Origin of the sequence: Leptogranulimonas caecicola, from assembly GCF_023168405.1 — a bacterium.
GTDB classification, from domain to species: Bacteria; Actinomycetota; Coriobacteriia; order Coriobacteriales; family Atopobiaceae; genus Leptogranulimonas; species Leptogranulimonas caecicola.
Map to the genome: position 1 here is coordinate 1,264,884 of NZ_AP025285.1, position 14,123 is coordinate 1,279,006.

Sequence of the window (14,123 nt, forward strand, 5' to 3'; positions counted from 1 at the left end):
GGCGCGCACGCAAAAGGAGGCTTAACCCAATTGGAAGTAGAGAGCAAAGCCCAAGGCAGCAAACGCGGCCGAAATGATCCAGAAGCGAATCACCACTTTGGTCTCGCTCCACCCTTTCTTCTCGAAATGGTGGTGCAGGGGCGCCATTAGAAAGACGCGCTTGCCGGTGGCCTTGAAGCTGGCCACCTGAATCATCACCGAGAGGGCTTCGCAAATGAACAAGCCACCCATGATGAGGGAGGTGACCTCGGTCTTGGTAAGCACCGCCAAAGCTGCGAAAGCCGCGCCCAAGGCCAAAGACCCGGTGTCTCCCATAAAGATCTGCGCAGGGTAGCAATTGAACCAGAGAAAGCCCACGCAAGAGCCGCCCACAGCCGCGGCAAAAACAGCCAGGGGAAGCTCGTTGTAGCGGAAGCACACCATGGCCATGAAGATCATGACCACCAGCACCGAGCCTGCTGCCAAGCCGTCAAGGCCGTCGGTGAGGTTTACCGCATTAGAGAGGCCGGCCAAAAGCAGGAAGACGAAGACGACGTAGAGCCAGGGGATGTCAAAGGTGCCCCCCTCATAGGGAATAGAGGTGGTGAGCACTCCCAAATCGATGGAGAGACCGCCTGGAAAAGCCACTACCGGAGCAATGTCTGCCCAGTTCACCGCAGCCAAGCAGAAACCCACAGAGATCGCCGTGAGGCCGATCATCTTTTGTGAAGGAGTGAGGCCCAAAGAGCGGCCATGGGAGACAGACTCGATATCGTCTGCCAAACCCAAAAAAGCCGTGGCATAGGTCACGACGACCGCCAGCACCAAGTCTGGGGTCCATTGGCCAAAGAGCACCAGCGTCACCAAGATGGCGGCCAACATAGCGGCGCCCCCCATGGTAGGCGTGCCTTGCTTTACCAGATGCGTGTTGGGGCCATCGGCACGCACCTGCTGCCCTACGCCCCGGTTGTGCATGAAGCTGATGAAGGGCGGCAAGAACAACAGTGAAATCACTACCGCACAGCCAAAGGTCAAAAGGATGGTGTAGGTGGGATAGGCGTGGACTGCAAGCACTAGGATCGCACCTCCTCGACAAAGGCGTCGAGGCCCACAAAACGCGAGCCCTTGGCCAATACCAAGTCACCAGCCTCAAGGACCGGCCCCACAATGGAAGCCGCTGCGGCGGCCGTGGGGACGCGCACCAGCTTGTCCTCCGATAAGCCCATGGTAGAAGCAGCCTCTGCCATCGCATCGGCGTCTTTATCGCCTACCAGCACCAGCATGTCTATAGGCTTGGCAGCCAGGTAGGCGCCCATGAGGCCATGGAGGCGCGGGGCCTCGCCACCCAACTCGCCCACCTCGCCTATGACAGCGATGCGGCGCCCTTCACAGGAAAGCTCGCACAGCAGGTCTGCCGCCACCGCCAATGAGGAAGGGCTGGCATTGTAAGTGTCGTCGATGATGCGGAAGCCTCGAGCAGCCTGAATGATATGAGCTCGCATGGCTTGCGGCTCCAGGCTATCAAGCCCTGAGGCTGCCTGAGTCAAGGTGAGTCCTGCACGCTGGGCTAGGTCGAGGGCCAGAAGGTCGTCGATGACGCACTGGCGGCCGGTGAGCTTGAGCTCTTGATGCACGCGATCGCCGCAGAAAGCCACGTCGAACGCAGGGCGGCCCTCGGGCGAGAGGGACACTTGAGAAGCGCAGATGCGGTCGTCCGGATGGAAGCCCACGCGGTCCACCAACACTCCAGCAGCCTTAGCAGCCTCGCCAATGGAGGCGGTGAAGTCATCGCCCGAGGTAAGCGCCAACACCGGCTCAAGATCCACACAGCAAGGCAGCGAAGCGTCAGCCGCGAGCCAAGGGATAACCTCGCTCTTTGCGAGGGCAATGTTTTCTCGGCTTCCCAAGATGCCAATGTGGCTGGTGCCAATATTGGTGATGCAGGCCATCTGGGGGCGCGCGCAACGAGCAATGGCGTCGATCTCGCCGGGATGGTTCATGCCCATCTCGCAGACGAAGACCTGGGTGTCATCGGGAGCTGACAGAATAGTGAGAGGTACACCGATGACCGAGTTGAAGTTGCCTACGTTCTTGTGCACGCAGTAGGTGGTGGCCAGCGCCTGGGCCAGAAGGTCCTTGGTGGTAGTCTTGCCTACCGAACCGGTGACTCCCAACACCGCCCAGTCCTGCTGGAGGCGGTAGTGCTCGGCCAGACCCAGAAGGAACGCGCCGGCATCGTCGTGTGCGGCGCGAATGAGGCAGCAGTCTTTCTCGGCAGCTTTGGCGCGCTCAGCCTCTGAGGGCTCGCGAGTCATTACCACGCACGCTGCGCCGGAGTCCATAGCTGGTAGAGCGTAGTCATTGCCATCTTGAGTCTCGCCCAGAAAGCACACGAAAACAGAGCCTGGGGTCACCAGGCGCGAATCCACCACAAAGCCGGAGACCTGGCGGGAGGGGTCGCCTGCCAAAATGACAGCACCACAGGTGGATGCCATGGTCTCGACGGAAGCACGATACATAAGAGCTCTAACTCCTTTTTTCAAGGGCGCGCGGGCCGAGCCAGGCGGCTAAGCGGTAGGGTCGACGCCCATGTCCATGAGAGACTCACCCATGATAGCCGAGAAAACCGGGGCCGCAGAATCTGCAGCAAGGTGAGGAACGCCGTTCAAAGCGACGTAGACCAGCACTTTGGCATCTGACGCAGGGGCAAAGCCCACCAAGGACGCAAAATAACTGTCCTGTTTGTACCCGCCAGACTCGTCGGCTTGCTCACCGGTGCCCGTCTTGGCCGCAATGTCATAACCCTCCACAGCAGCGTTCTTGGCGGTGCCTTCCACCACGACGGTGCGCATGATGTCGGTCACTGCCTGGGCGGTAGCCTCGGAGCAGGCCTGGGGCCCGGTAGGCCAGTCTACCTGGGTGGTGCCTTCATAGATGAGGAAGTGGGGCGTGGTGAGAGTGCCTTTGTTGGCGATGGCCGACACGGCGCGCATCATCTGCACCGGCGGCAGGGCCACTGCCTGGCCAAAGGACATGGCGCCCAGGGTGGCAGAGGTATAGGCCGAGTAGGGCGTCACGATGCCGGCCACCTCGCCGGGGTAGTCGATGCCCGTGGGGCTGCCGATGCCAAACTTGGAGAGCCCGGAAGAGAAAGCCTCGGCTCCCTCAGCACGGCCCATGAGTACGGCGCCAACATTGGAGGAGCGCCGGATGATCTCGCGCACGGTCATGTCCTGGGTCTCCTTGCGGCGGTCGTCGTCGTGCACCGCGTCAGAGCCCACCTCGATGCTGCCGGGCACGTTGTAGACGGTGTCTGCATTGAAGACTCCGTTCTCGATGCCGATGGCACAAGTGAGCACCTTCATGACCGATCCCGGCTCATAGGAGTCGGTCACCGTGCGCAAGGTGAGTTGCTCAGGCGTTACGGTGGAGGTGTCCTCAGGGTTCAAGAACGGCGTGGTGCACATGGCTAGGATCTCGCCGTTGGAGGGATCGGTCACCGCCGCAAAGCCCGACTCCGCGCTGTATTGGGCAACGCCGTCGGAGATCTGCTTCTCGGCGATCTGTTGAATGTTGATATCCAGCGAGATCACTATGTCCGTGCCGTTTTTGGCTGGGGTCTCACTGTAGGCGCCATTGGCGACGGGAACGCCGCCAGGGCCAACCTCTGTGACCCGCTCGCCGTTGGTGCCGGAAAGGATGTCGTTATATTGAAGCTCGAGGCCGGTGCGGCCCTCCCCCTCCGAGCCCACAAGGCCAATGACCTGCCCTGCCACAGCCCCGTAAGGATAGACGCGCTTCATGTCCATGAGCGAATAGACGCCGGTAAGCTCCTGTTTGGCCAGCTCTTGGACCACCTCTTGAGCCACCGAAGTGTCCACCTTTCGCTTGAGATAGACAAAGGTGGAGTCTTTTGTAAGGTCTGCCAGGTAATCTTGAGAGGTGCCCCCCAGCTTTTGAGCCAATACTTGGGCCACCGCCTGAGGGTCGCGCACGTCTTTGGGGTTGGTGTAGAGGGTGCGGCACTCCACCGAGGTAGCCAGCACATTGCCGTTGCGGTCATAGATGGTGCCGCGCTTGGCCTGAAGCACCTGGGTATTGGTATGGAGAGCCTTGGCCTGCTGGGCCCTCATGGGCCCGTCGATGAGCGAGAGATAGAACAACTTGGCGCAGGCCACGATGAAAAAGACCGCCACGCAGGCCAAGACTACCTTGATCCCGTGGTCAAAGGAGCCGCCAGAGGGACGCGACTCATCATAAGATGAACGACCCTCACCAGGCCTGGGGCGCTGGCGAGGGTGGAAGGATTGCTGTCTAGGCACGAAGGCACCTTTCTTAGAACACTGGGCAGAAATGGCCGCCCGATGTCCCAAAGTAGGGACTGCGCCTTGGCTCTTGAACGCTTATGCTACCGATAAAAACGTGCCACCGCACACTGGAGGCCTTCCAGGGGCAGGTGGCATGGGTTTCTCGGCAAGAAGGCGGCGTTAGGAGGCAGCAGGCACACTTACCGTAAGGGCTTCGCCGGCCCCGGCATAGACCATGCCAAGGTTTTGAGTGGCGATAGAGGAGATGCGCGAGTTGTTGGAGAGCACGGCCGATTCGATGCGCAGCTCGCGATTGGCGTCTTCGGCCTGAGAGAGCTGGGTCTTGGTCTCGGCGTTTGCCTGGAGGGTCTGCACCGTGGCGGCGGTAAGCGCCACGCGCGCACAGCACAGCACGAACATCAGGGCGCAAGCGGCGATAACCAGCTTGCAGATGTGCCAAAAGCGCGGGCTGACCCCCTGGCGTGCCGCAGCATCAAGACCTCGGCCTTCGACTACGTCGAAGGATGAGGGAGCTTGCTGTGGAGCGGCGGTGCCCAAAGGACGAGCCGCAGATCCCTGATAGATCATGGTGCCTCCAGAAAAGTGTGGTGCGTTGTGGTGCGATGTAGTGTGAAGTGGTGCGTTTAAGCTGCGTTGGTGGTGCGAGTGTGGTGTGAAGGTAGTGCCCGCGCCTTTATCTGTGAGCTTCTTTAGGGGAGAAGCTCGAGATAAAGCAAGAAAGAATGGAGGCGCGCCAAAGGGCTTCTAGAGCTTTTGGGCTACTCGAAGCTTGGCGCTCCGTGCTCGGGGGTTGCACTCGATCTCATCTGCAGAAGCCTCTATGGGCCGCCGAGTGAGGACATCGAGTACCGGCACGTTCCCGCACACGCATACCGGGAGATCCGGCGGGCATGTGCACCCTTGGGAATACTTGGCAAAGAGATGCTTTACCAGGCGATCCTCCAAAGAGTGATAGCTGATCACCGCGATGCGACCGCCGGGGTTGGCCCAGCGTATTGCCGCTTCGAGACCCGTTTCCAGGACCTCCAGCTCGTGGTTCACCTCGATGCGCAGAGCCTGAAAGGTCTTGCGTGCAGGATGCTTGGCGCGGCGGTCTCGCGCTGGATAGGCGCTGGCTACAATGTCTGCCAAATCCAAGGTGGTCTCGATGGGTCTTTGCTCCCTGCGGCGGCAAATGGCCTCTGCAATTCGAGCTGCGTGCTTCTCGTCTCCATAGGCTTGAAGAATCCGGATGAGGTCGCCGCGAGAATAGGTCGCGACGATCTCTGCTGCGGTTTGGGTGTGAGTATCCGGGTCCATCCGCATATCGAGTGGAGCGTCCTCGTGGTAGGAGAAGCCCCGTTCTGGCCTATCAAGCTGCGGGCTCGATACGCCAATGTCGAACAGGAAGCCATCCACCCCGGGAACCTCAGCCTCGAGCAAAAGCTCGTCGAGCATGCCAAAGTTGCCCTTTAAAAAGAGGTGGTCCACTCCCGGAGCGGCCTCATCAAATCGAGCCGAGGCAGCTTCGAGGGCAGAGTCGTCCTGATCGATGCCCAAAGACAGGCCGCCTGGCGCCAAATGAGACGCAAGGACCAGCGTGTGACCTGCTCCTCCAAGAGTGCAGTCGCAGACCACCTGGCCAGGCTTTGGATCGAGAAGCTCGACCACTTCGTCGAGCAACACGGGTACGTGCCGATATTCTTCTGTCAAAGTCCCACGCTCCTAGTCGAACATCAAAGAATCCAGGTTCTCCTCGAAGGCAGCCTGAGCGGCCTCCCAGCGGTCCGTGTTCCAGATTTCGAAGTGATCGACGTTGCCCACGACGGTGACTTCGCCCTCTAGCCCAAGGGCCTTGCGTTTGGATTCATCCACCTTGCCGAGCGCGATGCGTCCGGCCGAGTCGACATCCACCGTGACGGTGCGGCCGGTGAGACCGCCTCGAAGTTTGATGTCGTCGGGATTCCTGGGGTTGTAGCCATTGGGGAAATAGCTTGCAACCCAGGCTTGATGTCCCTCAGGCGTGAAGCCATAGAGCGCATCCTTGAGGGGAACAAGGCAGACCTTGTCGTCGAACTCTCGACGCATGTCAGCAGGGAGCGTGAGGCGCACCTTGGAATCAAGGCTATGCGTTCTGCTGCCTGTCAAATACATTGAGAGTCCCCCGCGTTAGGTCTTAGAGCAACTGGCTCCCCTCGCCGTTGCACATCTGCATTCTAGGGTGAACGCCACACCTAGGCAACACTTCCTCCCACCTTCCCCCACCTCATCCCCACCCCTAGATGTGGCGGTGGAATCCGGTAAAACCCACTCTATCTTGATTTAGAACGGCTGTTCGCGACTTATCAATCAATTAAGTTAAGGCCATCGAAAACCTGTTCTAGAGTGGTGAAAAGAGCGGGTCGATTGGTCGCTATCCCTGCATGTTACTTTCTTTATTTAAGTTCTAGCAACCTGTGGCATTCTCAAAAAAGACGACCAGACCAGTTTTGAGAAATTTTCTTTTTCCGTTGTGTAAATTCACCTGAATGTAGCCTAAAAAGGGATGAGCGGCGCATTTTGAGCCTTGGCTGAGGTCCTTTGCTACCATGGCTTAGCTGGAATTATCAAACTTTGTTGTTATTGGCAAGCTAATCAGTAAGGTTTTGGGCCGCTTTTAGGGCATCCTAAAAGCCGGCAACCTTTATGAAGCGGCTCCATATTTGCGTCAGGTGGGTGGGGCAAAGTGGGACGCTTTCCATATGAGCCTATCGGGTGAGGCAAAGTGAGGCATGAGTCCCTCCCCCACAAAAAGGTGGGACGAAGTGGGGAGGCGCTTCTCGGCAACAAAAAGGTGGGGCAAAGTGGGACGCCCCCGAGAGTCCTAATGGGCCCTAGGATGAGCGGCAAAATAGACGCCCTGAAGATGGGTTTGGTCCACATGGGTGTAGAGCTGGGTGGTGGCCACATCGGCATGGCCTAGAATCTCCTGGACCACGCGCAGGTCGGCACCCCCCTGAAGCAGATGGGTGGCCAAGCTGTGGCGCAAGGTATGGGGGTGAAGGCCCTGAATGCCCACGTAGGCCCCGTAGCGTTCCACCAGATGATGAACCCACTGGCGCGACAGGCGACTCCCCCGCTGGCTCAAAAAGACGGCCCCCTGGCTATAGGCCGCCCTCCCTGCCGCCGAAAGGGGCCGCACCAGCTCTTGCCTGCCCTCCTGGATATAGGTCGTCAGGGCCTCTTTGGCGCTGCCGAGAAGAGGCACCAACCGCTCCTTGGATCCTTTGCCTACTACCCTTACCAGCTCCTCGGCTGGATAGACGGAGTCCAAGTTGAGCCCACAAAGCTCAGAGACCCTGAGTCCACAGCCATAGAGCACCTCGAGCAAAGCGCGGTCGCGCTGGCCGCAGGCGTCGGGAGCGAAGGGTTGGTCGAGCAAGGCTTCCACCTGCTGGATGGAGAGCACCTGAGGCAGATAGGCCGGCACTTGGGGCGCAGCCACATCGGAGGTGGGCAGCGAGTCGGACAGATGGTCGCCGGCGGCAAACTTGTGAAAGCTGCGGATAGCAGAGACCGCCCGCTTCACCGAGGAGGGCGCAGCTCCCCCTTCGCGCAGGCGTGCTACATGGCCCTCGATGACGTGGCGATCGACCTGGGAGAGTTGGGTGACGGAGTGCTCTGTCAGATCGTCCACATAACGATCTAGGTCGCGAGCGTAGGCTGCCACCGTGTTGGCAGCAGCCCCGCGCTCGACGGCCAGGTAATCAAGATAGTCCGAGACAGCTTGAGAGAGATCCATCGAAGTAGGCAAGCGGGCTTAGCTCAAGCGCTTAGTAGCCCAGATCTGCCGGCGGCTCAACCTCGTGGCGATCGATGCCGTCGTGATAGGCGATGGCAGCGCGCACGAACTCGCGGAAGAGCGGCTGGGGATGGGTGGGGCGGCTCTTGAACTCCGGATGGAACTGGGAAGCGACGAACCAGGGGTGCACCTCTTCTGGCAGCTCGACCATCTCTACGAGGCGGTCGTCAGGAGACACACCCGAGAAGACCAGCCCCGCACGGCGAAGCTCGTCACGATAGGCGTTGTTCACCTCATAGCGATGGCGATGGCGCTCGTAGACCAAATCCTCCCCGTAGGCCTCATGGGCCAAAGTGTCAGAGGCGACCTTGCAGGGATAAGCGCCAAGGCGCATGGTGCCGCCCTTATCGGTCACGTCTTCTTGATCGGGCATGAGGTCGATGACCGGATAGGCGCAATCGGGCACGAACTCGGTGGAGCTGGCGTCTTCCATACCTGCCACATGGCGGGCGTACTCGCACACAGCCACCTGAAGGCCCAGGCAAATGCCCAGGAAGGGAACCTTGTGAGTGCGTGCGCGCTCGGCCGCTAAAATCTTTCCTTCCAGTCCGCGGATACCAAAGCCGCCGGGCACCAAGATGCCGTCTGCAGTGCCGAGGACTTCCTGGACATCCTCTGCGGTGAGATTCTCGCCGTCGATAAGATCGATATCGATGTGGCGGCCAAAGTAAACACCGGAGTGGTGGAGAGCCTCGATGATGGAGAGATAGGCATCAGGCAGCTGGGTGTATTTGCCCACCACCGCGATGCGCACGCTCTGAGGTTGAGCGTCTGCCTTGTGCATAGCCCGGGTAAAGGCGGTCCAGCGGCCAATGTTGAGCTCCCCGGGATCCAGCCCCAGACGCTCGCACACCTCTACGTCGAAACCCTGGTTGGCCAGGTGCATAGGCACATCGTAGATGGAGGGGCAGTCAGAGTTTTCAAAGACATGGTCTGTCGGCACATCGCAGAAGTTGGCGATCTTGGCGCGTATGGCCTCGTCCACCTCGTGGTCGCTGCGGCATACGATAAAGTCCGGCTGGATGCCCATGGAGCGCAGTTCCTTGACAGAATGCTGGGTGGGCTTGGTTTTTACCTCGTGGGCGGCAGAGATATAGGGCACGAGGCTCACATGGATGAAGCAGACGTTCTCTGGCCCGCGCTCATTTCTAAACTGACGCATGGCCTCTACGAATGGCTGGCCCTCGATGTCGCCGATGGTGCCACCTAGCTCGGTGATGACCACATCTGCATCGGTATGCTCTTCGATCATGCGGAATTTGTCGCGAATGGCGTTGGTCACATGGGGCACCACCTGCACGGTGCCGCCCAAGAAGTCTCCCGCGCGTTCGCGGGCGATAAGGGACTGATAGATGAGACCCGTGGTGAAGTTCGAGGCCCGGGTGAGGTTCTCATCGATGAAGCGCTCGTAGTGGCCTAGGTCCAGGTCCGTCTCTTTGCCGTCTTGGGTCACAAAGACCTCTCCGTGCTGGAAGGGGCTCATGGTGCCGGGATCCACGTTTAGGTAGGGATCCGCCTTTTGCATCATGACTTTGTAGCCACGGGATTTAAGCAGGCGTCCCAGCGATGCAGCCGTAATGCCCTTACCCAAAGAAGAAACGACGCCGCCAGTGACGAAAATATGCTTAGTCATACGCTGGTACCTGCGCTTTCGCTGAAAAGTTGCCAAGACCATACGTCTGCTTATTGTAATACGCCAGCTGTCTCCCATTTAAGGTGGATACCTAGTTCACAGGATGGAAACTGCGAGACCTTAAGGCTCAAAAAGGCCTGTGATTCTCTGAGGGGACCTTGCAGGCCAAGGTTAGAATGCCATGAGGGGCATACTCTATCTTGCGAGAAAAGAGTGGTTCCAGCCCACCGTGTAAGGAGGATATGAGTGAAGCAGGGATTTGACAACGACGCCTACGTCACATTGCAGGCAGAGCGCATTCGTCAGCGCATCAGTGAGTTTGGCGGCAAGCTTTACCTGGAGTTTGGCGGCAAATTGGCAGACGACCACCATGCCTCCCGCGTCCTCCCTGGCTTCGCCCCCGATGTGAAGCTGCGCATGCTGCTCACCTTAAAAGAGGAGGCCGAGGTAGTCGTTGTGGTAAATGCCGCAGACATCGCCTCGGGCAAGGTGCGCAGCGATCTAGGCATCTCCTATGACGAAGATGCCCTGCGCCTAGTTCGTTTCTTCTCCTCGCTGGGACTGCCTGTAGCCGGCGTAGTGCTCACCCGCTATGCCTCCCAACCTGCAGCCGATGCCTTCCGCCGTCGCCTGGATGCCCTAGAGATTCCCTGCGCCCTCACCTATTCCATCGAGGGCTATCCCCACGATGTGGACGCCATCGTCTCCGAGACCGGCTTTGGCGCCAATGAGTTTTTGCCCACCAGCCGCCCTCTGGTGGTCGTCACCGCTCCTGGCCCGGGCTCTGGCAAGCTGGCCACCTGCCTGTCTCAGCTTTACCACGAGCACGCTCGCGGCATTCAGGCAGGCTATGCCAAGTACGAGACCTTCCCGGTATGGAACCTGCCCCTAGTCCATCCGGTCAACGTGGCCTATGAGGCTGCCACGGCAGATCTGGGCGACTCCAACGTCATCGACCCCTTCCATCTGGACGCCTATGGCGTAAGCACGGTGAACTACAACCGCGACGTGGAGTCATTCCCGGTAGTGCGCGCCCTCATGGAGCGCATCTTGAACCAATGCCCCTACCAAAGCCCTACCGATATGGGCGTCAACATGGTGGCCTCAGGCATCGTGGATGACGAAGTGTGCCGCCAGGCCGCCCGCAAAGAGATCATCCGTCGCTACTTCGCCGCCGCCTGCACCGTTAAGCGTACAGGAGCCGGCCAAGCCGCCTTCGATCGTCTCAAGCTGCTGGTGAAGCAGGTAGGCGTTGAGCCTGACACCTATCCTTTGCGCCTGGCCGCCCTCGAGCGTGCCGAGCAGACCTGCGCCCCAGCAGGCGCTCTGGAGCTTCCCAACGGCACCATTGTGACCGGCAAGACCTCCGACCTCATCGGCGCCGCCAGCTCCACCCTCTTAAACGCCCTTAAAGCAGTGGCCCGCGCCGGCGACGTGGAGGTACTGGCGCCAGAGGTCATCGAGCCCATCTGCCATCTCAAGACCCATTGCCTGGGCGCCCACAACCCCCGCCTCCATACCGACGAGACCCTTATAGCCCTCGCCCAATCCTCTGTGACAGATCCTGTGGCCGCCCAGGTCTTCGCAAGCCTGGAATCGCTCAGGGACTGCGACGCGTTCTTCTCGGTCATGCTTTCGGATGCCGATAAGGACACCCTCCGCAAGCTGGGCATTCGGGTGAGCTGCGAGCCCGTTTCTGACTATCAGATCTAGGTTGCACCCTCCCCTTTCACGAGCTCAAAAAGGCGCCCGCGCACTCTGTGCATGGGCGCCCGTCGCTATCTGGGGTATTCTCAAGAAGCAGGAACCGGCCCTTAGGCGCCTTGGCGCGTCAGCAGCTCTTTGGCATAGGCGCGGCTGGATTCGGTGCGGTCGCCAGCCAGCATGCGAGCGATCTCGTCTACGCGGCCCTCGTTCTCCACCTGGGTAAGCTGGGTCTCAGGAACCCCGTCCACCTCCACCTTTGACACCACGTAATGAGAGTCGCCCATTACGGCCACCTGCGGCAGATGGGTCACACAGATCACCTGATGGGTGCGTGCCAGGTCTTTGAGCACCGTGGCCAGCGCCACGGCCGTAGTGCCGCCCACCCCTGCATCCACCTCGTCGAAGACCAGGGTTTCCACACGGTCCGCCTCGCCCAGCACCACCTTGCAGGCCAGCATCACGCGGCTGATCTCGCCGCCCGAAGCCACTTTGCGAAGCGGCCTCAAGGTCATGCCCTCGCCAGGCCTGTACATAAGTTCTACCGAAGTTGGACCGGCCTGAGTCCATTCTCTGCGATCTAACACCTCCACCGCCAGCTCCACCGAGGCAGTGCCCATAGAGAGCCTGGCCATCTGCTCGGTGATGGCCGCCGCTAAAAGCGGGGCCTTTTGTTGGCGCACTTTAATCAGGTGGTCGGCGGCCGAGGCGAGGATCTTCTCGGCCGCCTCCAGGGCCTCTTGGGCCTCACGCTCGGCAGTGCCGGTGCCCTCTGCGGCATCGATGATCTCTTGGGCAGCCTGGCGCCTGGAAAAGACGTCATCCATGGTGGGACCAAAGGTGCGCATCAACCCTTGGAGGGCAGCCTGGCGACCTTGCATGGCGCGCAGGGCCGTAGGGTCAAGATCCACCTTGTCGCGATAGGCGCGAAGCTCGGCGGCAGCATCCTCGGCTTCTAGCTGGGCGGATTCCAGCGCGTCGGCCAGCTTGGCCAGCGTGTCATCCACATCGGCCGCCTGGCGCAGCTCGCGCACGGCTGAACCCAGCCTGTCGCTCACGCCGTCGTCTGCTAAGACGCATTCATAGGCATCGTTGGCAGCTTCGCGCAGCGTCTCGGCGTTCTCTGCCACCGGCAGGTCGCGATCCAGCTCTTCGAGCTCGCCGGCTACCGGGTTTACCTCGTCGATGCGATCACGCTCGAAACGGGCCTGCTCCAAGCGCTCTGAAGCCACCGACGCCAGGTCCTGCAGGCGTTTGAGCTCCTCTGCGGCCGCCCGAGCGCCAGAGAGCGCCTGGTTGTACTGAGCCAGCGCCTCTTGGGCCTGCTGGCCAATCCAGGCATCCAAAAGCTCCACATGGCTCGCCACCGACAGCAGCCGCTGATGTTCATGCTGCCCGCAGAGATCCACCGTGGCGCCCAAGGTGGCCGCCAACTCCTTCACAGAGGAGATGGATCCATCCATAGACACGCGCCCACGGCCTCGCACGTCCACTTTGCGCAGAGCTATATGGCCGTCCTCCTGGCCATCGTCGGTGAAAAAGCGCCCCTCCACTGCAAGGCCTGGGGCGCCCTCGCGCACCATATCGGCATTGGCACGCTCTCCTACCAGCAGCTTTAAAGCAGTGAGCAGCGCAGTCTTGCCCGAGCCGCTCTCGCCGGTGATGACGGTGAGCCCATCGGCAAAAGTGATGTCTGCGTCGCGAATAAGGGCGACGTCTTGGGCATGAAGCTCATCGATCATGAGCGGTGACCTCCATAGAAGACGCGGGATACGCTGCGATAAAAGCTTTGGGAGGAATCGTCCAAAAGCACGATGTCGCCAGGGCCTTTACGGGAAATGACGCGCATGGCCGAAAGGCCCTCGGGGCAGCCCATGAGCCGACCGTCGCAAAAGACCTCGCGCTCTACCGGACGCTCAGTGGACAAAGCCACTTCCACCACATCTTGTGGGGACGTGAGAAATGCGCGGGCTAGGATGGTGTGCGGCGCCACTGGCACGTTGACCATGCCCTGGAACTCCGGGGTCACAATGGGGCCGCCTGCCGAGAGGGCATAGCCTGTCGACCCAGTCGCTGTAGAGACCACAAAGCCATCGGCGCGAAGCCTGTCGATATGATTGCCCGACACGAACACGTCGAACTCCACCATATTGCCCAGAGTGCCTCGCGTGACCGCCACCTCATTGAGGCAGAAGATATCCGATCTAATAGCAGGCGGCTCAGGTGACGGATGCTCGGGGTCGTTGTATTCAATGGCCACCGACAAGGTCGACCGCCGGGAGATGTGGAGCTTTCCTTCCAAGGCGCGCTCTACCGCTTGGAGCGCGGTGTCTGAGCCGGCGCCGGTGAGAAAACCCAGATGGCCATAGGAAAGCCCTAAGATGGGCACCTCTTCGTAGCCCACCATGCGAGCGGCTCGCAACAGCGTGCCATCGCCTCCCAGCGATACCACCAAGTCACAGTCAGAAGCGTCTTTAGCCCCCTCGGGGCAGTGTAGGTCGTCCTGAGCCCACACCGGCTCTACCCCATGGGCGTTAAGCCACTGGGCCACATTGCGAGCGCCCTCTTGAGCCTGCAGCCGAGAGTAATTGGTGACCAGCAGGACCTTCACGTCTCCTCCAACCATGACAGAACAGACTACCAGCGGCGCTTGAGCGCC

General features: G+C 60.3%; 11 protein-coding genes. 1 reads left to right on the forward strand and 10 read right to left on the reverse strand.

Translation table 11 applies throughout. From position 1 onward, the window contains the following. Positions 1 to 21: 21 nt before the first annotated feature. The 8 genes from mraY to OR601_RS05635 all read right to left on the reverse strand — a co-directional run bounded on the left by mraY (position 22) and on the right by OR601_RS05635 (position 9,760). On the reverse strand, positions 22 to 1,053 hold the full coding sequence (gene mraY / locus OR601_RS05600; protein WP_265591295.1) for a phospho-N-acetylmuramoyl-pentapeptide-transferase: 1,032 nt from the start codon (positions 1,051 to 1,053) through the stop codon (positions 22 to 24). Further along, positions 1,053 to 2,498, reverse strand: a complete 1,446-nt coding sequence (locus OR601_RS05605; RefSeq protein ID WP_265591296.1) for a UDP-N-acetylmuramoyl-tripeptide--D-alanyl-D-alanine ligase — start codon at positions 2,496 to 2,498, stop codon at positions 1,053 to 1,055. The genes mraY and OR601_RS05605 overlap by 1 nt, the downstream gene beginning before the upstream one ends. Before the next feature lie 48 nt (positions 2,499 to 2,546). Beyond that, entirely contained in the window at positions 2,547 to 4,301 is a 1,755-nt protein-coding gene (locus tag OR601_RS05610) for a peptidoglycan D,D-transpeptidase FtsI family protein (protein WP_265591297.1), read from the reverse strand. 165 nt (positions 4,302 to 4,466) lie between these two features. Next, entirely contained in the window at positions 4,467 to 4,874 is a 408-nt protein-coding gene (gene ftsL, locus OR601_RS05615) for a cell division protein FtsL (protein ID WP_265591298.1), read from the reverse strand. A 177-nt stretch (positions 4,875 to 5,051) separates the two neighbouring features. Continuing rightward, positions 5,052 to 5,999 carry a 16S rRNA (cytosine(1402)-N(4))-methyltransferase RsmH gene (gene rsmH, locus OR601_RS05620; protein ID WP_265591299.1) on the reverse strand — a complete coding sequence of 316 codons (948 nt, stop codon included), beginning with the start codon at positions 5,997 to 5,999 and terminating at the stop codon, positions 5,052 to 5,054. A 12-nt stretch (positions 6,000 to 6,011) separates the two neighbouring features. Next, entirely contained in the window at positions 6,012 to 6,440 is a 429-nt protein-coding gene (locus OR601_RS05625; protein WP_265591300.1) for a division/cell wall cluster transcriptional repressor MraZ, read from the reverse strand. Positions 6,441 to 7,149: 709 nt separating this feature from the next. After that, positions 7,150 to 8,079, reverse strand: coding sequence for a tyrosine recombinase (locus tag OR601_RS05630; RefSeq protein WP_323373067.1), 930 nt, complete (start codon positions 8,077 to 8,079; stop codon positions 7,150 to 7,152). A gap of 19 nt (positions 8,080 to 8,098) precedes the next feature. Further along, positions 8,099 to 9,760 carry a CTP synthase gene (locus OR601_RS05635; protein ID WP_136013123.1) on the reverse strand — a complete coding sequence of 554 codons (1,662 nt, stop codon included), beginning with the start codon at positions 9,758 to 9,760 and terminating at the stop codon, positions 8,099 to 8,101. A gap of 246 nt (positions 9,761 to 10,006) precedes the next feature. On the opposite strand from OR601_RS05635, the gene OR601_RS05640 reads away from it, so the two are divergent. Continuing rightward, positions 10,007 to 11,473: a DUF1846 domain-containing protein gene (locus OR601_RS05640; RefSeq protein WP_265591301.1), complete on the forward strand. Its 1,467-nt coding sequence runs from the start codon at positions 10,007 to 10,009 to the stop codon at positions 11,471 to 11,473. A gap of 101 nt (positions 11,474 to 11,574) precedes the next feature. Here OR601_RS05640 and OR601_RS05645 read toward each other — a convergent pair whose 3' ends face one another. Both OR601_RS05645 and OR601_RS05650 read right to left on the reverse strand, forming a co-directional pair. Next, positions 11,575 to 13,206, reverse strand: a complete 1,632-nt coding sequence (locus tag OR601_RS05645) for a DNA repair protein RecN (protein ID WP_265591302.1) — start codon at positions 13,204 to 13,206, stop codon at positions 11,575 to 11,577. Next, on the reverse strand, positions 13,203 to 14,075 hold the full coding sequence (locus tag OR601_RS05650) for an NAD(+)/NADH kinase (RefSeq protein WP_136013120.1): 873 nt from the start codon (positions 14,073 to 14,075) through the stop codon (positions 13,203 to 13,205). Before OR601_RS05650 ends, OR601_RS05645 begins: the two co-directional genes overlap by 4 nt. Positions 14,076 to 14,123 lie beyond the last annotated feature (48 nt).